The sequence below is a fragment of the Klebsiella sp. C239 genome, from assembly GCF_048822715.1.
In the GTDB taxonomy this organism is placed as follows: domain Bacteria; phylum Pseudomonadota; class Gammaproteobacteria; order Enterobacterales; family Enterobacteriaceae; genus Klebsiella; species Klebsiella quasipneumoniae.
This window is the reverse complement of sequence record NZ_JBMEZK010000001.1, coordinates 83,471-109,165: the sequence shown is the minus strand read 5'-3', so window position 1 is coordinate 109,165 and position 25,695 is coordinate 83,471. Positions and strand designations below refer to the sequence as shown.

At 57.5% G+C, this 25,695-nt stretch carries 24 protein-coding genes and 1 pseudogene; 14 read left to right on the top strand and 11 right to left on the bottom strand.

All coding sequences use genetic code 11. The features are described from left to right. Window positions 1-139: 139 nt before the first annotated feature. Complete coding sequence (locus ACOI6Z_RS00510; RefSeq protein ID WP_002913804.1) at window positions 140-706, top strand: glycine cleavage system transcriptional repressor; 567 nt, start codon at window positions 140-142, stop codon at window positions 704-706. A 3-nt stretch (window positions 707-709) separates the two neighbouring features. Next, complete coding sequence (gene bcp, locus ACOI6Z_RS00505) at window positions 710-1,180, top strand: thioredoxin-dependent thiol peroxidase (RefSeq protein ID WP_004201935.1); 471 nt, start codon at window positions 710-712, stop codon at window positions 1,178-1,180. Between the two features lie 60 nt (window positions 1,181-1,240). Here bcp and ACOI6Z_RS00500 read toward each other — a convergent pair whose 3' ends face one another. Further along, window positions 1,241-2,305, bottom strand: coding sequence for an AI-2E family transporter (locus ACOI6Z_RS00500; protein ID WP_004201933.1), 1,065 nt, complete (start codon window positions 2,303-2,305; stop codon window positions 1,241-1,243). 54 nt (window positions 2,306-2,359) lie between these two features. Continuing rightward, window positions 2,360-2,476 (bottom strand): hypothetical protein, encoded by a 117-nt coding sequence (locus tag ACOI6Z_RS00495; RefSeq protein ID WP_032429201.1) that lies wholly within the window; start codon window positions 2,474-2,476, stop codon window positions 2,360-2,362. A gap of 51 nt (window positions 2,477-2,527) precedes the next feature. Here ACOI6Z_RS00495 and bepA point away from each other — a divergent pair, with 51 nt between their 5' ends. The 3 genes from bepA to ACOI6Z_RS00480 all read left to right on the top strand — a co-directional run bounded on the left by bepA (window position 2,528) and on the right by ACOI6Z_RS00480 (window position 5,411). After that, entirely contained in the window at window positions 2,528-3,991 is a 1,464-nt protein-coding gene (gene bepA, locus ACOI6Z_RS00490; RefSeq protein ID WP_004201932.1) for a beta-barrel assembly-enhancing protease, read from the top strand. Window positions 3,992-4,000: 9 nt separating this feature from the next. Further along, window positions 4,001-4,360 carry an arsenate reductase (glutaredoxin) gene (gene arsC / locus ACOI6Z_RS00485; RefSeq protein ID WP_048297992.1) on the top strand — a complete coding sequence of 120 codons (360 nt, stop codon included), beginning with the start codon at window positions 4,001-4,003 and terminating at the stop codon, window positions 4,358-4,360. 127 nt (window positions 4,361-4,487) lie between these two features. Beyond that, entirely contained in the window at window positions 4,488-5,411 is a 924-nt protein-coding gene (locus ACOI6Z_RS00480) for an Rpn family recombination-promoting nuclease/putative transposase (protein ID WP_072422354.1), read from the top strand. Here ACOI6Z_RS00480 and ACOI6Z_RS00475 read toward each other — a convergent pair. From ACOI6Z_RS00475 to bglK, 5 genes are all read right to left on the bottom strand, one after another. Next, complete coding sequence (locus ACOI6Z_RS00475) at window positions 5,408-6,109, bottom strand: DnaA inactivator Hda (protein WP_020947395.1); 702 nt, start codon at window positions 6,107-6,109, stop codon at window positions 5,408-5,410. The two genes, ACOI6Z_RS00480 and ACOI6Z_RS00475, sit on opposite strands and share 4 nt — an antisense overlap. A 98-nt stretch (window positions 6,110-6,207) precedes the next feature. Next, on the bottom strand, window positions 6,208-7,494 hold the full coding sequence (uraA, locus tag ACOI6Z_RS00470; RefSeq protein ID WP_065812237.1) for a uracil permease: 1,287 nt from the start codon (window positions 7,492-7,494) through the stop codon (window positions 6,208-6,210). An 86-nt stretch (window positions 7,495-7,580) separates the two neighbouring features. Continuing rightward, window positions 7,581-8,207: a uracil phosphoribosyltransferase gene (gene upp, locus ACOI6Z_RS00465; RefSeq protein WP_004201927.1), complete on the bottom strand. Its 627-nt coding sequence runs from the start codon at window positions 8,205-8,207 to the stop codon at window positions 7,581-7,583. Window positions 8,208-8,433: 226 nt separating this feature from the next. Continuing rightward, complete coding sequence (locus ACOI6Z_RS00460; RefSeq protein ID WP_064157302.1) at window positions 8,434-9,864, bottom strand: 6-phospho-beta-glucosidase; 1,431 nt, start codon at window positions 9,862-9,864, stop codon at window positions 8,434-8,436. Window positions 9,865-9,873: 9 nt separating this feature from the next. After that, complete coding sequence (gene bglK, locus ACOI6Z_RS00455; protein WP_023290623.1) at window positions 9,874-10,767, bottom strand: beta-glucoside kinase BglK; 894 nt, start codon at window positions 10,765-10,767, stop codon at window positions 9,874-9,876. A gap of 263 nt (window positions 10,768-11,030) precedes the next feature. On the opposite strand from bglK, the gene purM reads away from it, so the two are divergent. The 4 genes from purM to ppx all read left to right on the top strand — a co-directional run bounded on the left by purM (window position 11,031) and on the right by ppx (window position 16,482). Further along, window positions 11,031-12,068 (top strand): phosphoribosylformylglycinamidine cyclo-ligase, encoded by a 1,038-nt coding sequence (purM, locus tag ACOI6Z_RS00450; protein WP_004201922.1) that lies wholly within the window; start codon window positions 11,031-11,033, stop codon window positions 12,066-12,068. Further along, complete coding sequence (gene purN / locus ACOI6Z_RS00445; RefSeq protein ID WP_023290625.1) at window positions 12,065-12,706, top strand: phosphoribosylglycinamide formyltransferase; 642 nt, start codon at window positions 12,065-12,067, stop codon at window positions 12,704-12,706. Before purM ends, purN begins: the two co-directional genes overlap by 4 nt. A 179-nt stretch (window positions 12,707-12,885) precedes the next feature. Further along, window positions 12,886-14,946 (top strand): polyphosphate kinase 1, encoded by a 2,061-nt coding sequence (ppk1, locus tag ACOI6Z_RS00440; protein WP_002913838.1) that lies wholly within the window; start codon window positions 12,886-12,888, stop codon window positions 14,944-14,946. A gap of 3 nt (window positions 14,947-14,949) precedes the next feature. Further along, window positions 14,950-16,482, top strand: coding sequence for an exopolyphosphatase (gene ppx / locus ACOI6Z_RS00435; RefSeq protein WP_004201914.1), 1,533 nt, complete (start codon window positions 14,950-14,952; stop codon window positions 16,480-16,482). Window positions 16,483-16,536: 54 nt separating this feature from the next. Here the strand turns inward: ppx and ACOI6Z_RS00430 are convergent, their stop codons facing one another. Beyond that, window positions 16,537-18,765 carry an EAL domain-containing protein gene (locus tag ACOI6Z_RS00430; RefSeq protein WP_065812236.1) on the bottom strand — a complete coding sequence of 743 codons (2,229 nt, stop codon included), beginning with the start codon at window positions 18,763-18,765 and terminating at the stop codon, window positions 16,537-16,539. A 370-nt stretch (window positions 18,766-19,135) separates the two neighbouring features. Between ACOI6Z_RS00430 and ACOI6Z_RS00425 the strand changes: the two genes are divergently transcribed. Continuing rightward, window positions 19,136-19,309, top strand: coding sequence for a YfgG family protein (locus ACOI6Z_RS00425; protein ID WP_025711502.1), 174 nt, complete (start codon window positions 19,136-19,138; stop codon window positions 19,307-19,309). A 97-nt stretch (window positions 19,310-19,406) separates the two neighbouring features. On the opposite strand, the pseudogene ACOI6Z_RS00420 reads toward ACOI6Z_RS00425, so the two are convergent. Beyond that, a pseudogene (locus ACOI6Z_RS00420) lies at window positions 19,407-20,319 on the bottom strand (LysR family transcriptional regulator). 73 nt (window positions 20,320-20,392) lie between these two features. On the opposite strand from ACOI6Z_RS00420, the gene ACOI6Z_RS00415 reads away from it, so the two are divergent. Continuing rightward, entirely contained in the window at window positions 20,393-21,574 is a 1,182-nt protein-coding gene (locus tag ACOI6Z_RS00415; protein ID WP_044524332.1) for an MFS transporter, read from the top strand. Here ACOI6Z_RS00415 and ACOI6Z_RS00410 read toward each other — a convergent pair. Beyond that, the gene (locus ACOI6Z_RS00410) at window positions 21,571-22,296 is read right to left on the bottom strand and encodes an SDR family oxidoreductase (RefSeq protein WP_420686783.1); all 726 of its coding nucleotides are present in this window, start codon (window positions 22,294-22,296) and stop codon (window positions 21,571-21,573) included. The genes ACOI6Z_RS00415 and ACOI6Z_RS00410 overlap by 4 nt on opposite strands. Before the next feature lie 220 nt (window positions 22,297-22,516). On the opposite strand from ACOI6Z_RS00410, the gene ACOI6Z_RS00405 reads away from it, so the two are divergent. The 3 genes from ACOI6Z_RS00405 to ACOI6Z_RS00395 are packed head-to-tail and all read left to right on the top strand — an operon-like array spanning window position 22,517 to window position 24,027. Next, window positions 22,517-22,978, top strand: coding sequence for a DUF6130 family protein (locus ACOI6Z_RS00405; protein WP_032453709.1), 462 nt, complete (start codon window positions 22,517-22,519; stop codon window positions 22,976-22,978). A 35-nt stretch (window positions 22,979-23,013) separates the two neighbouring features. After that, on the top strand, window positions 23,014-23,268 hold the full coding sequence (locus tag ACOI6Z_RS00400; RefSeq protein WP_044524334.1) for a YdgH/BhsA/McbA-like domain containing protein: 255 nt from the start codon (window positions 23,014-23,016) through the stop codon (window positions 23,266-23,268). Window positions 23,269-23,277: 9 nt separating this feature from the next. Next, window positions 23,278-24,027 (top strand): alpha/beta fold hydrolase, encoded by a 750-nt coding sequence (locus ACOI6Z_RS00395; protein WP_032453711.1) that lies wholly within the window; start codon window positions 23,278-23,280, stop codon window positions 24,025-24,027. Between the two features lie 61 nt (window positions 24,028-24,088). Here ACOI6Z_RS00395 and guaA read toward each other — a convergent pair whose 3' ends face one another. Next, window positions 24,089-25,666, bottom strand: coding sequence for a glutamine-hydrolyzing GMP synthase (gene guaA, locus ACOI6Z_RS00390; RefSeq protein ID WP_008803811.1), 1,578 nt, complete (start codon window positions 25,664-25,666; stop codon window positions 24,089-24,091). Window positions 25,667-25,695 lie beyond the last annotated feature (29 nt).

The following is a 25,695-nucleotide window of genomic DNA, read 5'->3' as shown; positions in this document are numbered from 1 at the left end:
GCAGAAGTGCGACAAGATTCTCAATGTTACGTTTGGAGCTGCAATAAAAGCAAGAGACCCGACGCCATCAGGGATGTTGTATGGCGGTTTTTTTTATGCTTTCCTAATGTTACCTCACCTTTTTAAAGGAAGAACAGGTTTGACAGCCTCATTACAACACTATCTGGTTATTACCGCCCTGGGGGCTGACCGTCCCGGCATCGTGAATACGATCACTCGCCACGTCAGCAGCTGCGGTTGTAATATCGAAGACAGCCGGCTGGCCATGCTCGGTGATGAGTTTACGTTTATCATGCTGCTTTCCGGTTCGTGGAATGCGATTAACCTGATCGAATCAACCCTGCCGCTGAAAGGCGCGGAGCTGGAGCTGTTGATCGTGATGAAACGCACCACCGCGCGCCCGCCGCAGGCCATGCCAAACACCGTCTGGGTCCAGGTTGAGGTGCCGGACTCACCGCATATCATCGAGCGCTTCACTGCCCTGTGCGATACATGGAATATGAATATCGCGGAACTGGTGTCCCGCACGCAGCCGGGAGACGGCGATTCCGCGCAGCTTTTTATCCAGATAACGGCTCACAGCCCTGCGACGCAAAATGCAGCAAATATCGAACAAGCGTTCAAAGCCCTATGTACAGAACTCAACGCACAAGGCAGTATTAACATCGTTAATTATTCACAGCATGATGAACAGGATGGAGTTTAACCCATGACCCCACTGAAAGCCGGTGATCTTGCACCGAAATTTAGCTTACCGGACCAGGACGGCGAGGAAGTAAATTTAACCGACTTCCAGGGACAGCGTGTCCTGGTTTATTTTTACCCGAAAGCCATGACCCCGGGCTGCACCGTCCAGGCGTGCGGCTTGCGCGATAATATGGACGACCTGAAAAAAGCCGGTGTGGAAGTGCTGGGCATCAGCACCGATAAACCGGAAAAGCTCTCCCGTTTCGCCGAAAAAGAGCTGCTGAACTTTACGCTGCTGTCTGATGAAAACCATCAGGTTTGCGAGCAGTTTGGCGTCTGGGGCGAAAAATCCTTTATGGGGAAAACCTACGACGGGATCCACCGTATCAGCTTCCTCGTTGATGCCGATGGCAAAATCGAACACGTCTTTGATGACTTCAAAACCAGCAATCACCACGACGTGGTGTTGAACTGGCTGAAAGAAAACGCCTGATGCAAAGCAAGACGCCGGGGGAGAAAACCTCGCCCGGCGTCTTTTTTTATCCTCAATGCCTTAGTCGTCGTCGACGACCAGACCATCCGGCCAGGCATGCACCACCGCTTTAATTAACGTGGCCAGCGGAATGGCGAAGAAGACGCCCCAGAATCCCCACAAACCGCCAAAGATCACCACCGACAGGATAATCACCAGCGGGTGCAGATTCACCGCTTCCGAGAACAGCACCGGTACCAGCAGGTTACCGTCCAGTCCCTGAATAATCAGATAGACCGCGAACAGACTCCAGAACTCGGTGCCAGCGCCAAACTGAAACAGCGCCACCCCTACCACCGGAATGGTCACCACAAACGCGCCGATATAGGGGATCAGCACCGAGAAGCCCACCAGCACCGCCAACAGCAGCGAGTAGTTGAGGCCGAAAAGGATAAAGCCTATCCAGGTGGCGACGCTGACGACAATCATCTCCAGCACCTTACCGCGAATGTAGTTGGTGATTTGCTGGTTCATCTCCTTCCATACCTGCCCGGCCAGACCGCGGTTTCGCGGCAGCACGCGGCGTACCGCGTTGAGCATCTGCTCTTTATCCTTCAGCAGGAAGAAGACCATCAGCGGCACCAGCACCAGATAGACCGCCAGCGTGAGCAGCCCCACCAGCGAGGCGAGAGAATACTTGACCACCGAGTCGCCCACCGTCAGCATCCGGGTGCGCATATTTTCCGCCATCGCATCGATGATGCCGGCATCCATCAACGCCGGATAGCGCCGCGGCAGCGTGGCGGCGAAATCAGAGAGCTTGTTAAGCATGCCCGGCATATCGCGGATAAGGTAGATCCCCTGCTGCCAGGCCACCGGCAGCACCACAAAGGCCAGCAAGAGCAGAATACCCACAAAGAGGATTAGCACCAGCGAGGTCGCCCAGGTGCGCGACAGGCCGATGCGCTCCAGGCGAACGGTCGGCCACTCCAGCAGATAGGCCAGCACGATAGCCACCAGTAACGGGGCCAGCAGGCCGCTGAAAAAGAACATGATGCCGAAACCGGCAAGCAAAATAACCAGCAGCGCTATCGCCTCAGGGTCGCTGAATCGACGGCGGTACCACTGCATTAACATCTCGAGCATAAAACCTTCCCTGAAGCGCAACGCGGCGACAAACGGGGGAATTGTATCGAAATGTCACAAAAAAGACTTCGCTTTTTGATGCGCAGCAGACAAACCCGTCTCCGCCGTGAAGAACCTATTTTCAATGCGTCTAACGCCAGCTAAACTCGCTGGGATGCGGCCAGGGAACATTGCGTCGCACAATCGGTCAAACTGGCACACCCACATTACAGGACAGAGGTTATGTTCAGGCAGTTGAAGAAAACGCTGGTGGCGACCGTGATCGCGTCGCTGACGCTGGGTTCGTTAGGCCCTGCTTTTGCTGACTCCGCAGATACCCTGCCGGACATGGGGACCTCCGCAGGAAGCACGTTGTCGATTGGTCAGGAAATGCAGATGGGGGATTACTACGTCCGCCAGCTGCGCGGCAGCGCGCCGCTGATCAACGACCCTCTGCTGGTGCAATATATCAACGGGCTGGGCATGCGTCTGGTCTCGCATGCGAATTCGGTGCGCACCCCGTTCCACTTCTATTTGATTAATAACGACCAAATTAACGCCTTCGCCTTCTTCGGCGGCAATGTGGTCCTCCACTCCGCCCTGTTCCGCTACTCCGATAACGAGAGCGAACTGGCCTCTGTCATGGCGCACGAAATTTCCCACGTTACGCAGCGGCATCTCGCCCGCGCAATGGAAGATCAGAAACGCAATGCGCCGCTGACCTGGGTCGGCGCGCTGGGTTCAATTCTGCTGGCGATGGCCAGCCCGCAGGCCGGGATGGCGGCGCTGACCGGGACGCTGGCTGGCACCCAACAGGGCATGATCAGCTTCACCCGTCAGAACGAAGAAGAGGCCGACCGGATCGGTATTCAGGTTCTGCAACGCTCGGGATTCGACCCGCAGGCCATGCCGATGTTTATGGGTAAACTGCTTGATGAGTCGCGCTACTCAACGCGGCCGCCGGAAATGCTGCTCACCCACCCCCTGCCGGAAAGCCGGCTTGCCGATGCCCGTAACCGCGCCAACCAGATGCGCCCGGTTGTCGTGCAGTCCTCAGCGGACTTCTATCTGGCGAAGGCGCGTACCCTCGGAATGTACACCAACGGCGACAATAAGCTAGGCACCGATCTGCTCAACGCCTGGGATAAAGGCAATATCCGCCAGCAGCATGCCGCGCAGTATGGCCGCGCCCTGCTGGCGATGGAAAGCAACAACTTTGACCAGGCGCGCAAAACGCTGCAGCCGCTGCTCAGCGCCGATCCGCAAAATCCCTGGTATCTCGATCTGGCCACCGATATCGACCTCGGACAGAAGAAAACCGGCGACGCCATCAACCGCCTTAAAAACGCTCGTGAACTGCGCACCAATCCGGTGCTGCAGTTGAACCTGGCCAACGCCCTCCTGCAGGGCGGACAGCCCGGGGAAGCGGCGACCATCCTGAATCGTTATACCTTTACCTATAAAGAGGATGGCAACGGCTGGGACCTGCTGGCGCAGGCGGAAGGCGCCCTGGGTAATCGCGACCAGGAGCTGGCGGCGCGGGCAGAAAGCATGGCGCTGGTCGGCCAGCTGGAACAGGCGATTTCCCTGCTCAGCAGCGCCAGCTCGCAAGTGAAACTCGGTAGTCTGCAGCAGGCCCGCTACGATGCCCGCATCGACCAGCTACGTGAGCTACAGGCCCGCTTCCGCCCCTACCAAAAAATGTAAGGAGACCCCATGACCGACGCGGTAAAAATTTACCATAACCCACGCTGCTCGAAGAGTCGCGAAACGCTGAGCCTGTTGAAGAGCCACGGCATCGATCCTGAGGTGGTGCTTTATCTTGAGACGCCACCGGATGCCGGGACGCTGCGTCAACTGCTGCAGCTGCTGGGTATGGAGAGCCCCCGCGAGCTCATGCGCCAGAAAGAGGATCTGTATAAATCGCTCAATCTTGCCGACCCGGCGCTCAGCGACGCCGCGCTGATACAGGCGATGGTCGACAACCCTAAGCTCATCGAACGCCCAATTGTCGTCAGCCGCGGCCAGGCGCGTATTGGCCGACCGCCGGAGCAGGTCCTTGAGATCGTGAGCTAAGCCACCCGCGCCGCGCTTACGCGGCGCTTTTTTTACGTAGCTGATTCCAGATCTTCCACGCCAATCCCTCCCGCCCGTTTTGCAGTGCTACTGTTCATCTAACGCTCAATCCACTGGACGGATGAACATGAAAAAACCAACCTCAACGCCTCACGATGCCGTATTTAAGACCTATCTCTCCCACCCTGATACCGCCCGCGATTTTCTGCGGCTGTACCTGCCCGAGACGCTGCTTAAAGTGTGCGATCTGCGTACGCTGCATCTCGAGTCCGGGCATTTTGTCGAAGACGATCTGCGTCTCTTTTACGCCGACATTCTGTATTCCCTGAAAACCACGGCGGGAGACGGCTATATTTATGCGCTTATCGAACACCAGAGCACGCCCGACCGGCATATGGCCTTTCGTCTGATGCGCTACGCCATCGCCGCCATGCAGCGCCACCTTGATGCCGGCCACGATCGGCTGCCGCTGGTGATCCCTGTTCTCTTCTACCACGGTCTGGTAAGCCCCTACCCGTTCTCACTGCGCTGGCTCGATGAATTCGTCGCTCCGGAGCTGGCCGGCCACCTTTATCACAGGGCGTTTCCGCTGGCGGACATTACCGTCATTCCGGATGACGACATTGCCACCCACCAGCGCATGGCGACGCTGGAGTTACTGCAAAAACATATTCGACAACGCGATCTGGCGCAGCTCCTCGACAAACTGAGCGAATTATTATTGACTGGTCTGGCGACGGAATCGCAGGTACAAGCCCTGATGCACTATCTGGTGCAGGCAGGCAACGCGCGAGAGCCGATCAAGTTCATTCGCGAGCTGGCGTTACGTACGCCGCAGCACAAGGAGACGTTGATGACAATTGCGGAATATCTGGAACAGCAGGGTCTGGAGCGGGGCCTGGCGCAGGGACTGGCGCAGGGCCGTCAGGAAGGCCGGAAAGAAGAGGCGCAGCGTATCGCCGCCGCTATGCTACACAGTGGCCTGGCGCGCGACCTGGTCGCCCGGTTGACCGGGCTGACGGAGGAGGAACTGACTCCGCAGGCGGACTAGAGTTTAAGGATCTCTTTCACGAAGGGGATCGTCAGCTTGCGCTGAGCGGTAATCGAGGCATGATCCAGCTGATCGAGGGTCATAAATAGCGAGCGCATCTCGCGATCCAGCCGCTTCAGCAGGAAGCGGCACACGTCCTCCGGCATCTCAAAGCCGCGCAGTCTGGCGCGCAGCTGCAGGGCCTGCAGTTTGTCTTCATCCGACAGCGGCTGCAGCTTATAGATCTGCCCCCAGTCAAGCCGCGAGGCAAGATCCGGCAGACCAAGATTCAGTTGCCGCGGCGGCCGGTCGCCGGTGATCAGCAGCCGGGTTTTACCTGATTCCAGGATCCGGTTGTAGAGATTAAAGATGGCCATTTCCCAGGGCTCATCCCCGGCGACGCACTCGATGTTATCGATGCAGACCAGGGCCAGCTGTTCCATCCCCTCCAGCACCTCCGGCACAAACCAGGTGCGTTTATCCAGCGGCACGTAGCCCACGGCATCCCCGCGCTGGGAAAGCTCGGCGCAGGCGGCGTGTAACAGGTGGCTGCGACCCGCCCCTTCACGTGACCAGATATAAATATACCCGCTGTGTTCCTGGCGCAGTACGTTCTGGAGGGCAGCAAGTAGGGAAGGATTATCACCCGGCCAGAAACTCGCGAAGGTTTCGTCGTCAGGAAGATACAGTGGCAAAGAGAGCTGTGCCGGTGCGTTCAGATGGACCTCAACATAGGCTTACAGAAAAACGCGAAGAGTTTATCACAGATTTAGGTCCGGAGAGAACCGGGCGGGATCGCCGCCCGGTCAGACGATCGTTATTTAACCTCTTCGCTATCCGCGGCGTCGAGAACCACCTCTTCCGGACGCAGGACGCTGATAAGCTTGAAAATCAGGCTGAGTGCGATACCGACGATGGTGGCCAGCGCCATCCCTTTCAGCTCAGCGGCACCGATGTGCACTTTGGCACCGCTGACGCCGATGATCAGGATCACGGAGGTGAGGATCAGATTCTGCGCTTTGCTGTAATCCACCTTCGATTCAATCAGTACGCGGATCCCCGAGGCGCCGATCACCCCGTACAGCAGCAGCGACACGCCGCCCATCACCGGCACCGGGATGATCTGGATCGCCGCCGCCAGTTTGCCGACGCAGGAGAGCAGAATCGCAATGATCGCCGCGCCGCCGATAACCCAGGTGCTGTAGACGCGGGTAATCGCCATCACGCCGATATTTTCCCCGTAGGTGGTGTTAGGCGTCGAGCCGAAAAAGCCGGAAATGATCGTCGACAGGCCATTGGCAAACATCGAACGATGCAGGCCCGGGTCGCGGATCAGATCGCGTTTGACGATATTGGCCGTCACCACCAGGTGACCGACGTGCTCGGCAATCACCACCAGCGCAGCGGGCAGAATGGTGAAGATGGCGAACCATTCAAAACGCGGCGTGTAGAAGGTTGGCAGCGCGAACCAGTGCGCTTCGGCGATCGGGGTGGTATCAACCACTCCCATCACAAACGACAGCGCATAGCCCACCAGAACGCCAATCAGGATCGGGATAATCGCCAGGAAGCCGCGGAACAGGACCGAACCAAACACCGTCACCGCCAGGGTTACCATCGAGATAATAATGGTTTTGCTGTCCGGTGACTGGCCGTCGGCTGGCAGCAGCCCGGCCATATTGGCCGCCACGCCTGCCAGCTCCAGACCGATAACCGCCACGATGGCCCCCATCGCCGCCGGGGGGAACATCACATCCAGCCAGCCGGTACCGGCTTTTTTGACAATAAAGGAGACGAGGCAGAACAGCACGCCGCACATAATGAAACCGCCCAGCGCCACTTCATAGCCCAGCGGCAGCAGGAGCAGCACCGGAGAGATAAAGGCGAAACTCGATCCCAGATACGCCGGGATTTTGCCTTTACAGATAAAGAGGTACAGCAGCGTACCAATACCGTTGAACAGCAGCACGGTGGCCGGGTTGATGTGGAACAGGATTGGCACCAGCACCGTTGCGCCGAACATGGCAAACAGGTGCTGCAAACTAAGCGGGATAGTCTGTAAAAGCGGCGGTCTTTCACTCACCCCGATAGCACGGCGCGTCATAGTGTTTTCCTCTGAGATGGTTAGTTATGTGTGTTTTATTCAAAAAAAAGCCGACTCTCAAAGTCGGCTTATTTATCATTATTCGATTATTTCGTACCAAAGATCTTGTCGCCGGCATCGCCGAGACCGGGAATGATGTACCCGTGCTCGTTCAGTCCCTTATCGACAGAGGCGGTATACAGCTCAACGTCCGGGTGCGCTTTCTCCAGCGCGGCAATCCCTTCCGGCGCCGCCACCAGCACCAGCACCTTGATGCTGGTGCAGCCGGCGTTTTTCAGCAGATCGATAGTGGCGATCATCGACCCACCGGTGGCCAGCATCGGGTCAACCACCAGCGCCATCCGCTCATCGATGTTGGACACCAGCTTCTGGAAGTAAGGTACCGGCTCAAGGGTTTCTTCATTGCGATAAATACCCACCACGCTGATACGCGCGCTTGGCACGTGCTCAAGCACCCCTTCCATCATGCCGAGGCCTGCACGCAGGATAGGCACGACGGTAATTTTCTTGCCCTTGATCTGCTCAACTTCCACCGGGCCGTTCCAGCCTTCGATGGTCACTTTCTCGGTTGCCAGATCGGCGGTGGCTTCATAAGTCAGTAAGCTGCCCACTTCTGAGGCGAGTTCACGGAAGCGTTTGGTGCTGATGTCGTGCTCGCGCATCAGGCCCAGCTTGTGTTTGACGAGTGGGTGTTTGACTTCCACAATCTTCATTCTCTTTCTCCTCTGAGGGGCAGCCACAAAAAAAATCGCGGGATTATACCGCTTTTTTCGGATTAGGCCATACCCATCTTGCTTGACGTATATCAAGCAAAGTGATTTAGAGACAAAAAAACCGGAGACGAGGCTCCGGTTTTAGCGCGGGGTTCTGCCGGGCGGCGCTAACGCTTACCCGGACTGGAAACCACGCAGGCCCGATAAGCGCAGCGCCATCGGGAAATTATAGCTGCTCCCCGTTGCTGGCAATCACCTTCTTATACCAGTCGAACGACTTCTTCTTACTGCGGTCCAGCGTGCCGTTGCCTTCATTATCTTTATCCACGTAGATAAAGCCGTAGCGTTTTTTCATCTCCCCCGTGCCGGCGGAAACCAGATCGATACAGCCCCACGGGGTATAGCCCATCAGGTCAACACCATCTTCGACCACCGCCTTTTTCATCTCCGCGATATGGGCGGAGAGATAATCGATACGGTACTGGTCATCCACGCTGCCGTCCGCTTCACGAACATCGATCGCGCCAAAACCGTTTTCGACAATAAACAGCGGTAGCTGATAGTGATCCCAGAACCAGTTCAGCGAATAGCGCATGCCGACCGGATCTATCTGCCAGCCCCAGTCCGACTTTTTCACGTACGGGTTGGAGACCAGGCTGGTGGTTTCATCATAATCGAGCAATGGGTTGTCTTCGGTGGCTTTGGTGGCGAAGGACATATAGTAGCTAAAGCCGATGTAGTCGACACAGCCTTCGGTTAACGCCTGACGATCGGCTTCGGTCATGTCCAGGCTAAAGCCGCGGCGGGCAAAATAGTTGAGCAGATGCTGCGGATAGCGGCCGCGCACGTGGACGTCGGTGAACCAGTACCGGCGGTGCATGGCGTTCATCGCCATCATCATATCGTCCGGCGCGCAGGTCAGCGGATAGATGGGACACATGGCGATCATGCAGCCTATCTGCAGAGCAGGGTTGATCTCGCGCGCCGCTTTCACCGCCAGGGCGCTGGCCACCAGCTCATAATGTGCGGCCTGGTACATCACCGGTTCCCGATCTTCACCCGGCACATACTTCAGACCGGAGTTGGTGAAGGGGGCAAAGTCCTCATGGTAGTTGGCCTGGTTGTTGATCTCGTTGAAGGTCATCCAGTACTTCACTTTATGCTGGTAGCGGGTGAAGACGACCCTGGCGAAGCGCACGAAAAAGTCGATCAGCTTGCGGTTACGCCAGCCGCCGTACTCGGTGACCAGGTGATAGGGCATTTCAAAATGCGACAGCGTAATGACCGGTTCAATACCGTGTTTCAGACATTCGTCGAACAGATCGTCATAAAACTGCAGGCCAGCCTCGTTCGGCTCCTGTTCATCGCCCTGCGGGAAAATACGCGTCCAGGCAATCGAGGTGCGGAAACATTTAAAGCCCATTTCGGCAAACAGCGCCAGGTCCTGCGGGTAGCGATGATAAAAATCGATCGCCTCATGGTTCGGGTAGTTTTTCCCCGCTACCACGCCATCGGTGATTTCCCGCGGCACCCCGTGGGCGCCGGCGGTCATGACATCCGCCACGCTGACCCCCTTGCCCCCCTCCTGCCAGCCGCCCTCTAACTGATGCGCCGCCACCGCGCCGCCCCACAGAAAACCTTCTTTAAATCCGGACATAATCTCTCCCTAAGGTCGATCGTCGCCAGGCGAACGATAGTGCTGATTGAAATGGTAAACCGCGCCAATCAGGCCGGCATCATTGCCGTGACTGACGGTATCGAGATAGTCGGCAATGCCGAACCAGGCCAGATGCTGGCGCAGCAGCGTCAGAAATCCTGGGCGTTCCACAATGCCGCCGCCGATAAAAATAGTCTGCGGATCGAAGATATTGACGAGGTTATAAAGGCCATGGCCCAGGCCATTGAAGAACTCGGCGACCAGACGCTGGCAAACCGGGTCGCCGGCGTCGTAGCGGTCAAAAATCATTTCGCCAGTGACGCTATCCAGCGGCGCGCCAATATGTTCCGCATAGCGATGGCGAAGCACCCGCAGGGTGCAGTTTTCATTCATCGAGTAGCGACGGGGATCGCGTCCGCCAGGACGATCGGTAAGCATATAGCCGAACTCACCGGCGCGAAAACGCGCCCCGTGGATCAACTGATGTTGGCAAAAAATCGCTCCACCGATGCCAGTGCCGATAGTGAGCACCAGAAAATTGGCCATTTCCGCCGCTTTGCCCTGCCAGCGCTCAGCCAGCAGCACACAGTTGGCGTCGTTTTCCACCGAGACCGGCAGCCCGGTTCGCGTCTCGAGCCACGATTTCATGGCGAAGTTGTCAAATCGACGGATAGCGCCGCCCATGGTGATAAAGCCGCTGTGCGGATCGACATAGCCCGGCGCGCTGATGGCTATACCTTCGCACGACGGGTGGGCCGCCAGCCACGACAGGATGGTCTGTAAGATATGATCGCCATCGCTGTCATTGATTGACTGCTTCGCGGTTTCCAGCAGCCTGCCGTCGCGGGTCATGACGCCCATCTTTAGCGCAGTGCCGCCGATATCAAATGCCGCAATCTTCATTCATCCCTCCCCTGTCGAGCATAATGCACCGGTGATCCACACGGCGGCCAACCACAGAAACCGGTTTCATTCGTATGATGAGGATTCCCTGGCACTGAGGCAAGCACAAGGCTGTACCCGGTTTCATTTTCGTGAGCAGTATCAAATTTGACCATCCGCCAACGGTTTTACGCCGACTGTAAAGCAGGCTCGCAAACGTTTGCTTTCCCTGTTAGAATTGCGCCGATTTTTCTTGCTTACCGCAAACGCGTGGAGACTTCGCAGTGACCGACAAAACCTCTCTCAGCTATAAAGATGCCGGCGTGGATATTGATGCAGGCAACGCTCTCGTCGACCGTATTAAGGGCGTGGTGAAGAAAACCCGTCGCCCGGAAGTGATGGGTGGACTGGGCGGATTCGGCGCGCTGTGCGCACTGCCGCAGAAATACCGCGAGCCGGTACTGGTCTCCGGCACCGACGGCGTCGGTACCAAGCTGCGTCTGGCAATGGATCTGAAGCGTCACGACACCATCGGCATCGACCTTGTCGCCATGTGCGTGAACGACCTGGTGGTTCAGGGCGCTGAGCCGCTGTTTTTCCTTGATTATTACGCCACCGGTAAACTGGACGTCGATACCGCAGCCAGCGTCATCAACGGCATCGCCGAAGGCTGCCTGCAGTCCGGTTGCGCGCTGGTGGGCGGTGAGACCGCAGAGATGCCGGGGATGTACCACGGCGAAGATTACGACGTGGCGGGTTTTTGCGTCGGGGTGGTGGAAAAATCAGAAATCATCGACGGCAGCAAAGTCGCTGACGGCGACGTGCTGGTGGCGCTGGCCTCCAGTGGCCCGCACTCTAACGGCTATTCGCTGGTGCGTAAGATTATTGAAGTTAGCGGCGTTGACCCGCAGACCACCGACCTTGACGGCAAACCGCTGGCCGACCATCTGCTGGCGCCGACCCGCATCTATGTGAAATCGGTTCTCGACCTGATTGCCAGCGTTGACGTCCACGCCATCGCCCATCTGACCGGCGGCGGCTTCTGGGAAAATATTCCGCGCGTGCTGCCGGACAACACCCAGGCGGTGATTGATGAGTCTTCCTGGCAGTGGCCGTCCGTCTTCAACTGGCTGCAAACCGCCGGTAACGTCAGCCAGCATGAGATGTACCGTACCTTTAACTGCGGCGTGGGGATGGTTATCGCCCTGCCGGCTGCAGAAGCAGACAAGGCCATTGCCCTGCTGAACGAGAAAGGTGAAAACGCGTGGAAAATCGGGTATATCAAAGCCTCCGATTCCGAACAGCGTGTGGTCATTGCATGAAAAACATTGTGGTGCTGATTTCCGGTAGCGGCAGTAATTTGCAGGCGATCATCGACGCCTGCGGCCGGAAACAGATCAACGGCACCCTGCGTGCGGTATTCAGTAACAAGGCCGATGCGTTCGGCCTTGAGCGCGCGCGCGCGGCCGGGATCCCGGCCCACGCGCTGGCGCAAAGTCAGTTTGCCGACCGGGAAGCGTTCGATCGTCAGCTGATGCATGAAATTGACGCCTACGCCCCGGATCTGGTGGTGCTGGCGGGCTATATGCGTATCCTTAGCCCCGCCTTCGTCAGCCACTATCAGGGACGTCTGCTGAACATCCACCCTTCGTTACTGCCGAAGTATCCTGGCCTGCATACCCATCGCCAGGTGCTGGAAAACGGTGACGAGGAGCATGGGACCTCGGTGCACTTCGTCACCGACGAGCTGGACGGCGGTCCGGTTATCCTGCAGGCCAAAGTGCCGGTCTTTGCTGGCGACAGCGAGGAAGAGGTCACGGCGCGGGTTCAGACCCAGGAACATGCCATTTATCCGCTGGTGATAAGCTGGTTCGTTGAGGGACGTCTGCGCATGGAGGGCAACCACGCCTGGCTGGATGAACGACAGCTTCCCCCCCAGGGCTATGCCGCTGAAGAATGAACAACAGCCCCGCCTTTCGCCATCGCGGGGCTTTTTTTTAATTAAAATTGTTTATTAATCAAACATCTCACAGAAATAATTCTTCTTACTGTCATATAGTTGTGACACAGTAAATCGCTATGCAGAAAAATTCGTCATAATAGTCTACGTCCTGTGAGTAAAACGGAGTGTGAGCGGTAATGGGCCAGGAAAAGCTATACATCGAAAAAGAACTCAGCTGGTTGTCTTTTAACGAGCGCGTGCTGCAGGAAGCGGCGGACAAGAGTAACCCGCTGATTGAGCGCATGCGCTTCTTAGGGATCTACTCCAACAACCTTGATGAGTTTTACAAAGTGCGCTTCGCTGAGCTTAAGCGCCGGATTATTATCAGTGAAGAACAAGGCAGTACCGCCCATTCTCGCCACCTGTTAGGCAAAATCCAGGCCCGCGTGCTGAAGGCCGATCAGGAATTCGATAGTCTGTATAACGAACTGCTGCTGGAGATGGCGCGCAACCAGATCTTCCTGATCAATGAGCGCCAGCTGTCCGTCAATCAGCAGGCCTGGCTGCGCAACTACTTTAAACAGTATTTGCGCCAGCATATCTCGCCGATCCTGATTAACCGCGAAACGGACCTCGTGCAGTTTCTGAAAGATGATTACACCTATCTGGCGGTGGAGATTATCCGCGGGGAAAACATCAACTATGCCCTGCTGGAAATTCCGTCGGATAAGGTCCCGCGCTTCGTAAACCTGCCGCCGGAAGCGCCTCGTCGCCGTAAGCCAATGATCCTGCTGGATAACATTCTGCGATATTGCCTGGACGACATCTTTAAAGGCTTCTTTGATTACGATGCGCTGAACGCCTACTCGATGAAAATGACCCGTGACGCCGAGTACGATCTGGTGCATGAGATGGAGTCGAGCCTGATGGAGCTGATGTCCTCCAGCCTGAAACAGCGCCTGACCGCCGAGCCGGTTCGCTTCGTCTACCAGCGCGATATGCCGGACGCGATGGTCGAAATGCTGCGCGATAAGCTCTCCATCTCCAACTATGACTCAATGCTGCCGGGCGGCCGCTATCACAACTTTAAAGACTTTATCGGCTTCCCGAACGTGGGTAAGGCCAATCTGGTCAATAAACCTATGCCGCGCCTGCGTCATCTGTGGTTTGATAAATTCCGCAACGGCTTCGACGCCATTCGCGAACGCGATGTGCTGCTCTACTACCCCTATCATACTTTTGAGCATGTGCTGGAGCTGCTTCGCCAGGCCTCGTTCGACCCCAGCGTACTGGCGATCAAAATCAACATCTACCGCGTGGCCAAGGATTCGCGCATCATCGACGCGATGATCCACGCCGCCCACAACGGTAAAAAAGTCACCGTGGTGGTGGAGCTGCAGGCGCGTTTTGACGAAGAGGCCAACATTCACTGGGCGAAGCGCCTGACGGAAGCGGGCGTTCACGTGATCTTCTCCGCGCCGGGCCTGAAGATCCACGCCAAGCTGTTCCTTATCTCGCGTAAAGAAGGCGATGAGGTGGTGCGCTACGCCCACATCGGCACCGGTAACTTCAACGAGAAGACCGCGCGGATCTATACCGACTATTCGCTGTTAACCGCCGATGCGCGCATTACCAATGAAGTCCGCCGGGTGTTTAACTTTATTGAAAACCCCTACCGCCCGGTCAGCTTCGATTACCTGCTGGTGTCGCCGCAGAACTCGCGTCGTCTGCTGTATGAGATGATCGACCGCGAGATCGCTAATGCGCAGAACGGGCAGCCGTCCGGTATTACCCTGAAGCTGAACAACCTGGTAGACAAAGGGCTGGTGGACAGACTGTATGCCGCCTCCAGCTCCGGCGTGCCGGTCAACCTGTTGATCCGCGGCATGTGCTCGCTGATCCCCGGTCTGGAAGGCATCAGCGAAAATATTCGCGTCATCAGCATTGTGGACCGTTTCCTCGAGCACGACCGGGTCTACTGTTTTGAAAACGGTGGCGATAAGCAGGTCTGGCTCTCCTCTGCCGACTGGATGACGCGTAATATCGATTATCGTATCGAAGTTGCCGCCCCGCTGCTCGACCCGCGCCTGAAACAGCGGGTGCTGGATATTTTTGATATCCTGTTCAACGATACGGTAAAAGCGCGCTATCTTGATAAAGAACTGAGTAATCGCTATGTGCCGCGCGGCAATCGCCGTAAAGTGCGCGCTCAGATGGCGATTTACGATTATCTCAAATCACTCGAACAACCCGACTAACCTATGCCAATAAACGAAAAAACCCCTCGACCGCAGGAATTCGCTGCGGTTGACCTTGGTTCGAACAGTTTTCATATGGTGATCGCCCGTGTCGTCGACGGCGCCATGCAGATCATCGGACGCCTGAAACAGCGCGTACATCTGGCCGATGGCCTCGATGAAAACTCGGTGTTGAGCGAAGAAGCCATGACCCGCGGGCTGAACTGCCTGTCGCTGTTTGCCGAACGCCTGCAGGGATTTTCTCCCTCCAGCGTCTGCATCGTCGGGACGCATACGCTGCGTCAGGCGACCAATGCGGCGGAGTTTCTTAAACGCGCGGAAAAAGTGATCCCCTACCCGATCGAGATCATCTCTGGTAATGAAGAAGCGCGCCTGATATTTATGGGCGTGGAGCACACGCAGCCGGAGCGCGGCCGTAAGCTGGTGATTGATATCGGCGGCGGTTCGACCGAGCTGGTCATCGGTGAAGATTTTGAGCCCCGCCTGGTGGAAAGCCGTCGCATGGGGTGCGTGAGTTTCTCCCAGGCCTACTTCCCGGGCGGGACGATCAATAAGGAAAATTTCCAGCGCGCTCGCCTGGCGGCGGTGCAAAAGCTGGAAACCCTGGCCTGGCAGTTCCGTATTCAGGGCTGGACCGTGGCGCTGGGCGCCTCCGGCACCATTAAAGCCGCCCAGGAAGTGCTGGTGGCTATGGGCGAGAAGGACGGGTTTATTACGCCGGAACGCCTCGAAATGCTGGTCAGTGAGCTGCTGAAACATAAAAACTTCGACGCGCTCAGCCTGCCCGGCCTCTCGGAAGACCGTAAAGCGGTCTTTGCCCCGGGGCTGGCGATCCTGTGCGGCGTGTTTGACGCGTTAGCCATTAAAGAGCTTCGTCTGTCTGATGGCGCGCTGCGTGAAGGCGTGCTGTACGAAATGGAAGGCCGTTTCCGCCACCAGGATATTCGTAGCCGCACGGCGCAGAGTCTGGCGAATCAGTACAACATCGATCGCGAACAGGCGCGCCGGGTGCTGGAAACCACCACCCTTATGCTGGAGCAGTGGCAGGAGCAGAATCCGAAGCTGGCCAATCCACACCTCGCGGCGCTGTTGAAGTGGGCGGTGATGCTCCATGAGGTGGGCCTGAATATTAACCACAGCGGTATGCACCGCCACTCGGCCTACATTCTGCAGAACAGCGACCTGCCGGGCTTCAACCAGGAGCAGCAGATGCTGATGGCCACGCTGGTGCGCTATCATCGCAAAGCGATAAAACTCGACGACCTGCCGCGCTTTACGCTATTCAGGAAAAAGCAGTTTCTGCCGCTGATCCAGCTGCTGCGCCTCGGCGTGCTGCTGAATAACCAGCGTCAGGCCACCACCACGCCGCCGACGCTACGGCTGCAGACGGAAGCTCACCACTGGACGCTGACCTTCCCGCACAACTGGTTTAGCCAGAATGCGCTGGTGCTGCTGGATCTGGAAAAAGAGCAGCAGTACTGGGAAGGTGTGCCGGAGTGGCTGCTGAAGATTGCGGAAGAAGAGCCAGACGCCTGATCGCCTCTGTGGATAGCATACGAGCCGGGCCATCGCGCCCGGCTTTTTACCGCTTCAGGCGCTCATCCCCTCCGCCAGCTGCGCCAGAGGTACCGGAACGCCAATATCATAGCCCTGCATATAATCTATCCCCAGCGCGATGACCGCCTGGCGTATCTCCGGCGACTCGACATATTCGGCCACCACTTGCATGTTCTTCATCCGCGCCAGACGACAGATAGAGTCCACCACCTGGTAATCAAGACTGCTGGCGAGCAGATTGCGAATAAAGCTGCCGTCGATTTTAAGAATATCGACGTTCATCGTTTTTAACCGCGCATAGCTGGCGTAGCCGGTACCAAAATCATCGATCGCCACCCGGCAGCCCAGCGCCCGCAGACGCTCTAATGTCTGGCAAACCAGCTCGGGGTTGCTGAGCGCATAGTTTTCGGTCAGCTCGAAGATAATCTGCCATGGCTCAATGTTATAGGCCTGCAGCAGGTTTTCCACCTTCTCGGGAAACTGACTGCGGCTCAGCGAGACCGGAGAGAGGTTGATCGCCAGCCGCAGACCGGGCAGCGCCCGCCGGTTGGCATCCATAAAGGCCAGGGTGTGCTCAATGACCCACTGATCCACGCGCGTGGACAACCCAAACTCGTGCGCCACCGGCAGGAACTCGTTTGGCCCCGTCAGTTCCCCCGACTCCCCTTTCATCCTCAACAACACTTCATGGTAGTTGTCGCCGCGAATGCCCTGGATAGGTTGCGCCATCAGGACAAAATGGTCTTGCTCCAGCGCCTTGAGGATGCGGTTCATCATCACCACTTTGTCTTTCAGATCCTGCTGGACATGCCCGGCGCCGCGGCGCTGCAAATTCTCCGGATGGCCGCTGGCCAGCGACATGTCGGCAATCGTGTTCAGCTCGCCAAGCAGTAAATACAGATGCTTCACCGGCGAGCGGACGTTGCAATAGCTCATGCCGATCCGCGGCTGCAGGGGGACCCCGTCCCAGTGAAAACGGAACTGTCGCAGGGAGCGCTCAATTAAGTGAATGCGCGCCTGGTGCCCTTCGCTGTTGAGACGAAACACTAAATCGTGACCGGCAAGATGATATACCGCTTCGTTCGGCTGCAGCAGCGCACGCAGGTGATTCGCCAGCATTTGCTTATATTGAATGCGCAACAGCACCCCATAGTGGCGGCCCAGCAGCTCAAGCTCAGGAATACGCAAAAAACAGAGCGTCGACCAGCTCGCGCCGTTCAGCGCCCGGCTCAGCGCCCGCAGATTCGGCATATGTACCACCGGGTCGAGGAAGGCCATCTGTCGGACGCGGGCGTAGATCAGCCGCTGCTGTGTCGCCAGCATCGCCGTATAGGCGACAATAAACGAGAACACCAGATAGCTTGACGAGGTGATCGCCAGCTGAGTGTTATAACTTGGATAAATGGGTAAATAACGGTAATGAAAATGGATCACGGCGATCAGTACCGGCGTCCAGATCAGCGAGATAAAGCGATAGCCAAAACGCATCGCCCCCCACAGCATCACCGGCATCAGTAAGGATAATGTATAATTTGTACTAAATATAGTGCTGCTATCATTAAGCGGCATCAATAATAGCCCCAGCAGCAGGATTAATATCGCCACCCAGCTGATGATTTCAATTTTTTTTATTTTTGGATCAATTTGTAAGCGAACCTGAGAAATAAATCCGCGCAAATAAAAAGGGTTACGAATTACCCGCAGCAGTAAATAACATAAGGGCACGCCGGTCAGGCACCCTACCATCAGCGCCTGAAAGGTGATTAACGACCGTAAACTAAACGGCGAGATGCCGGTCATCTCCGTTGTGCGCGGATGCAGCCCCAGAAACTCGGCGATCTGCGACAGAATCAGAAAAATGACCGAAGGGAGCAGCATTTGCCAGAACAAACGATGCGGCATCAGTCTGACGTTACCATGCGATACCTGCTGCCGTTGGGGAACAAAGATGCGGTATCCGCCCCAGCAGAGTACGCAGGGGATCAGAAAATGGAACAGTACGCCAAAGGCCTGTTCCGGCGTCATGCCCCGGGCCAGCGTAAGCAGCAGGCCAACGATAATACCGGGGATCGCCGCCCAGCCGAAAAACATCATCAGGCTGAGCACCAGCGCCAGGGGAAGATAATAAAGATAAACCATGTGACCATTCAGCACGGTATATGTATTCATCCCTCTGGCAAGGGGTAATAACAGCACAGGCAGGAGAAGCGGTAAGGCCCACCATTTGTCGCGATATTGTTGATAGTATTTTAATAAATTCATAGGTGCTCTACAGAGAGCCTCTGCTCCTGCGAGGCATATTCAGGCAGGCATCCAACCACCCCATGCTGACCGCATAAGTAATTACGATACGGTAACGTCCGCTGATTTTAGTGGCCAAGAGAATGAGGCTGTTGATATAAATCAACAAATGCTGACACCAACATTAATAAAACTTATTTTTTCACCTTTCCCTGGCTAATAAAGTGAGCATGTAAATACGCCGATTATCTTATATAACATTAATTAATGTTTTCACTGCCGCACTTTTACATCTGCATCAATTGACCCCACCTCGTTCCTGTGCCTTAATACCCCCATCGCCCATCTTCGGGTATACTTCAAGGAACCTTTTGTGAGTCAGGCACCCAGTATGCGTAAACGACATCGATTTAACCGTCGCATGACCCGTATCGTACTGCTTATCAGCTTTCTCTTCTTCTTTGGACGCTTTGTCTACTCCTCCATTGGCGCCTGGTACCATCACCAGGATAAAAAAGCGTCGCAGGAGTCAACGCTCACCGTCGAGCCTACCGCCCGCGAGTAACCCGTTGAGCCCGATGCCGGGTACGCCCCCAACCGCTGTCAGAGACGCCCGTTTTCGAGACTCTATCCCTGACGAGGCATATGTTGCCGCTGGCGATTTATAAGCGCACGGCCTGTAGCAGACGCAGCATTTCCGCCATTCCTTTGGTAATCACTTTATCCTGACGCATGACAACCGCCAGCTGACGGTACAGCGACGGGGCCAGAGAATGTACCGTTAAGCCACAGCGATCCTCCGCCTGCTCCACCGCCATGCGGGGCACAATACTGTAGCCCAGCCCGGCCCGCACCATGCGTTTGATCGCCTCGATGCTTCCCAGCTGCATCACCGGCGTGACCGCCAGGCCCGCCGAACGGAACCAGCGGTCAATCAGATCCCGCGTGCCGCTGCCCGCCTCGAAGGCAATGAGCGGCAGCGCCTGCAGCGCTTCAGGGGTGCACACCGCCGGGATCCCCGCCTCGTGGCTGGGATGAATGACCACGAACTCCTCGTCAACCACTGCGGTCACTGCCAGACTGCGCCCCTGCACGGGCAGGGTAACCAGTCCAAGATCGAGCCGGTTTTCCTCCACCGCCCGGACGATATCCAGCGTGTTGCCGGTGGTCACCCCCACCGTCAGCAGCGGGTGCTGCTGACGAAGATGCTGCAGCAGCGGCGGAAGAAGATGAATGCAGGCCGTCGCGCCGGTCCCCAGCGTCAACGAGCCATTAACTTCCTGGCTAAATGCGCTGACCGACTGCACCGCGCTATTCACCGCCCGATCGATCTGCTCGCTGTGGGCCAGCAGCGCCATACCCGCCGCCGTCGCCTTGATCCCACGCCCGGTGCGCTCCAGCAGCCGAGTCTGTAAAAATTGCTCCAGCTGACGCACCTGCAGGCTGACGGCAGGCTGGGAGATCCCCAGCGCGTCGGCGGCGGCGGAGAAGCTGCCGCGCTGTACGACCAGCCGGAAGGTCGCCAGGTTTCCCAGGTTCAGTGTTGTCATGCAAAGTTTCTCTTATACCGCGCATAAGGTGGCCGCTCTGCCAGAACAATAGCCTGCCGGGTATGCTCAGGACAACTGTCTTAACGGAATGAAAAACCATGGAAACACCGGCTATTCCCCGACGCCTCGCCTTCACGGCGGGCGCTCAGCAACTGATCAACTGGGGTATCTCTTTTTATATGCCCGGCACCTTTGCCGGGGCGATGTCGGCAGATACCGGCTGGTCATCCCCACAAATCTACTCAGGCCTGACGCTCGCCATGCTGGTGATGGCCACCCTCTCGCCGTTTGTCGCCCGGCTGCTGTCGCGTGCTGGCGGGCAACGCGTGGTGATGGCAGGCTCCCTGCTGCTCGCCGTCGGTTGTCTGCTTATGGCTGACGCACACTCGCTTGTCGCCTGGTACAGCGCCTGGCTGTTGACCGGCATCGGCATGCGTTTGTCGCTGTATGACGCGCTGTTTGCCGCGCTGGTTAATCTCTACGGCAAGCAGGCGCGACGGACGATCTCCCGCATAACCCTGACGGGTGGGCTGGCCTCGGTGGTGTTCTGGCCGCTGGGGGAGGCTCTGCTCGCGGCCATGAGCTGGCGGGAAGCACTGCTGATCTATGCCCTGTTCGGCTTGCTAAGCGCCGCGTTAACCCTGTCGCTACCCAATAAAACAGGCTTTATCGTCAATAAACCCGCCGCCCCTGCCGCGGTACGGGATCGGCGAAACGGCTGGCTGTACGCCGCGTTTATCGCGCTGATCACCTTTGTCTCTAATGGCACTTCCACCCATCTGCCGGAATTTATCATAAGCGTCGGTCTGCCGGTTGCCGTCGGCATGTTATGGGGCGTTGGACAGACTGGTGCACGGTTTCTGGAGGTGGTGGCCGGGGCGGGGCTCACCCCGCTTCGCCTGACGCTGCTTACCGCGCTGGCTATGCCGGTGTGCTTTATGCTCGGCCTGAGTAGCTCGCTTTTTCTCTGGTCAGCCGCCGGTTTTGTGCTGGGCTACGGGGCGATTAACGGGCTGGTGACCATCGTCAAAGCCACGCTGCCGCTGCAGTTGTTTGCCCCTGAAGCGTACGCCAGACGCACCGGGGTGCTGCTGATCCCGGCCCAGCTGATGGCGGCGGCCTCCCCGCTGGCCTATGCGTGGCTGAACCGGGCTTTAGGGACGATCGGGGCGATGTGGCTGTCGTGGGGGTTAACGCTGCTGATTGCCGTACTGGCGGTGGCTATCGTCAAGGGGCAGGCATCGCACCAGGCTGAGGGTATCCCTGCCCTTAGCGACTAGAGCACAAAGCCGCCGTCGATGGTCAGGCTTGTACCCGTCATGTAGCCGGACGATTCACCGGCAAGCCAGGCCGCCAGCGAGGCGATTTCGTCCGGTTCGCCCATACGCTGCAAGGGAATGCGCCCGACGATCTGCTCCGCCATTCCGGCAGTCATATCGGTGGCGATGGGCCCCGGCTGGATGTTGTTAATCGTGATGCGCCGTGGCGCCAGATCCAGCGCAAGGTTCTGCACCATTGAGGCGACAGCCGCTTTACTCATGGCATACACGCTACTGCCCACATGGCCGGTACGCACCGCGGTATTACTGCCGATGGAGATCACACGCCCCCCTTCCGCCATCGGCTTAACCGCCGCCTGAATGGCAAGGAAGACACCACGCACGTTGACGGCCAGGGTGGTATCCAGATCGTCCAGCGAATAGGCCTCAAGGGTACCGAGACGCAGCACGCCCGCATTTACCACCGCGACATCCAGCCTGCCGTAGTGCCGTAATGTCTTATCCACCGCGGCCTGGATAGCACTGGGGTCTGCGCTGTCGGCTTCAATGGCTATCGCCTGACCGCCCCGTTGCTCAATCGTTGAGACCAGAGCCTGCGCCCGATCCGGGCGTGATACCCAGGTGATGGCAACCCGATAGCCCTCGTGCGCCAGTCGCGCCGCAATGGCCGCCCCGATACCGCGCGCGCCGCCGAAAATCAACGCTACCTTTTCGTGATTCATGATGGTCATTCTCCTGTTTGCTGTAGCACCCACCCGGGTGCCTCTGCAGACACCATGCCAGCAGATACAGCCCTTCGCATGCGCAGAATGTATCGCACTGTATCCACGCCGCCCTGCTTACGCAGCCATACAAAAAAGCCGCCCACAGCAAACAGACCCGATACATAAAAATGGTTTTATGAGGCTGTCGCCATTGATGACCCGATGAGGAGATACCCCGATGATACGTCCACATTTACTCTTCACGCTGTTCGCGCTGACATCAGGCTGCGCCTGGGCTGCACCGCTTAGCGGACTCAGCGCCGCGGATGTTAACGGCCCCGCCGCCGTTGCACCGCCCGAACAGCCCCAGCCACCGGCAACACTGATTGTGGATCCGCCGCTGGCGGGCCCGCTGAGTAAAGGTGCGGTCTTTATTCAATACCGCGCCGAGAACATGCGTATTGAACCGGTGTTCGGGCCCGAGGCGCTGAAAGTGGCGCCGCGCATCGGCCATATCCACGTCATCGTGGATGACAACCCCTGGCACTGGGCCGACGCCAGCGGCGAGCCGGTTATTCTGGTGGGCCTGCCTGCCGGTCATCACAAGGTGACCCTTATTCTCGCCGATCCAACCCATAAACCTGTTGATCGCAAGACCGTCGAATTCATCGTACCGCCGCATGCTGCGGTTATGCACTGAACGCCACCAGTCACTTATTTTTGAGGATCTTAACCATGAAAGCATTACTGATTGCTGTTCTGACCTTCTCCGCCGCAATGGCGTCTTCCGCTTTCGCTGCCCGGGAAATTAACCAGCCTCAGGGGCTGCAAAAAATTGGCACCGTTTCCGACAGCAGCGGCGCAACGTCGCTGGCGGATCTGGAGGCGAAACTGCAGGCCAAAGCCGTTAAAGCGGGCGCCGGTGCGTTTCGCATTACCTCCGCCGGGGGGAACAACACCCTGTCGGGCACCGCAGATATTTACCGTTGAGGCGTCACCATGAAAAAACAGTCTCTTCATACCTTCGCGGTGGGCCTGCTGCTGGCCGCCGCCAGCGGTACCGCACTGGCGAGTAGCAATAAAACCGTGGTGCTGGTGCACGGCGCTTTTGCCGACGGCAGCAGCTGGAACCAGGTGATCGACAGACTGCAACGCCAGCATACCGAGGTCATTGCCGTTCAGCTGCCGCTCAACTCGCTGAAAGAGGATGTCGCCGCAACCCAGCGCGCCATCGCCCGGGCCCACGGGGATGTGGTGCTGGTAGGCCACTCCTGGGGCGGGACGGTGATCAGCGAGGCGGGTAACGCTGCGCGGGTCAAATCGCTGGTTTACGTGGCGGCGTTTGCCCCGGACTCGGGCCAGTCGACTGCGGATCTGGCGGGGAGCTACCCTGCCCCACCGGGCAGCGCAGGTATTGCTAAAACCGCAGAGGGTTTTCTCTGGTTACCTGAAAAATCGGTACGCCAGGACTTTGCGCCAGATATTAAGGCTGCTGAGCAAAACAGGCTGATCGCCACCCAGGGCCCGATCCGCGCGGAGGCCTTTACCGAAAAGGTCACGCATGCGGCCTGGCATGATAAGCCGAGCTGGTATGTGGTCAGCAAGAATGACCGGATGATCAATCCGGATCTGGAGCGTTCGATGGCGAAGGCGATTGATGCGAAAACCACTGAGGTGGCGGCAAGCCATGTGTCGATGGTGAGCCAACCGGAGGAGATTGCCCGGGTGATTGAGCAAGCGGTGAAATGAGACAGGCAATAAAAAGCCCGCAGGATGCGGGCTTAAATCAAAAACGATTAACGGGCGGGCGTTATTCCCACTCGATCGTTGCTGGCGGCTTACCGCTGATGTCATACACCACGCGGGAGATACCGTTCACTTCATTGATAATGCGGTTAGAGACGCGGCCGAGGAAATCATACGGCAGGTGCGCCCAGTGCGCGGTCATGAAGTCGATGGTTTCCACCGCACGCAGGGAAACCACCCAGTCGTATTTACGGCCATCGCCCATCACGCCGACGGAGCGAACCGGCAGGAACACGGTGAACGCCTGGCTCACTTTGTTGTACAGGTCAGCTTTGTGCAGCTCTTCGATGAAGATAGCGTCGGCGCGACGCAGCAGGTCACAGTACTCTTTCTTCACTTCGCCCAGCACGCGCACGCCGAGGCCCGGCCCCGGGAACGGATGACGGTAGAGCATATCGTACGGCAGACCCAGCTCCAGACCGATCTTACGCACTTCGTCTTTGAACAGCTCGCGCAGCGGCTCAACCAGCCCCATCTTCATCTCTTTCGGCAGGCCGCCCACGTTGTGGTGAGATTTGATGACGTGCGCTTTACCGGTAGCGGAAGCGGCAGATTCGATAACGTCAGGGTAGATGGTGCCCTGCGCCAGCCATTTGACGTCGTCCAGCTTCAGCGCTTCTTCGTCGAACACTTCCACGAAGACGCGGCCGATAATCTTACGTTTCGCTTCCGGATCGTTCTCGCCTTTCAGCGCGTCGAGGAAGCGCTGCTCGCCTTCAACGTGAACAATGTTCAGGCCAAAGTGGTCGCCGAACATGTCCATCACCTGCTGGGCTTCGTTCAGACGCAGGAGACCGTTATCCACGAATACGCAGGTCAGGTTTTTGCCGATGGCGCGGTGCAGCAGCATCGCGGTCACCGAAGAGTCCACGCCGCCGGAGAGGCCGAGGATCACTTTGTCATCGCCAACCTGCTGGCGGATACGCTCAACGGCGTCGTCGATGATTTTCGCCGGGGTCCACAGGGCTTCGCACTGGCAGATGTCGCGCACAAAGCGCTCCAGCATACGCATCCCCTGACGGGTATGGGTCACTTCCGGGTGGAACTGCACGCCGTAGAAGCGTTTTTCTTCGTTGGCCATAATGGCGAACGGGCAGTTGTCGGTGCTGGCGACGGTGACGAAGTCAGACGGGATGGCGGTGACTTTGTCGCCGTGGCTCATCCACACGTCCAGCAACGGTTTGCCGTCCGCGGTCAGAGAGTCTTCGATACCGCGCACCAGCGCGCTGTCGTTAACCACTTCAACCTGCGCGTAGCCAAACTCACGCTCGTTAGAGCCTTCTACATGGCCGCCCAACTGCATCGCCATGGTCTGCATACCGTAGCAGACGCCAAATACCGGCACGCCAGCTTCGAACACATACTGCGGCGCGCGCGGGCTGTTCTCTTCGGTGGTGCTTTCCGGGCCGCCGGAAAGAATGATGCCGCTTGGATTAAATTCGCGGATCTGTGCTTCCGTGACATCCCATGCCCACAGCTCACAGTAGACGCCCAGCTCACGCACGCGACGCGCCACCAGCTGAGTATACTGTGACCCGAAGTCGAGAATGAGAATGCGATGTTTATGAATGTTTTCCGTCATTGACGCTAATTCCGAGGCAAGTGAAACAG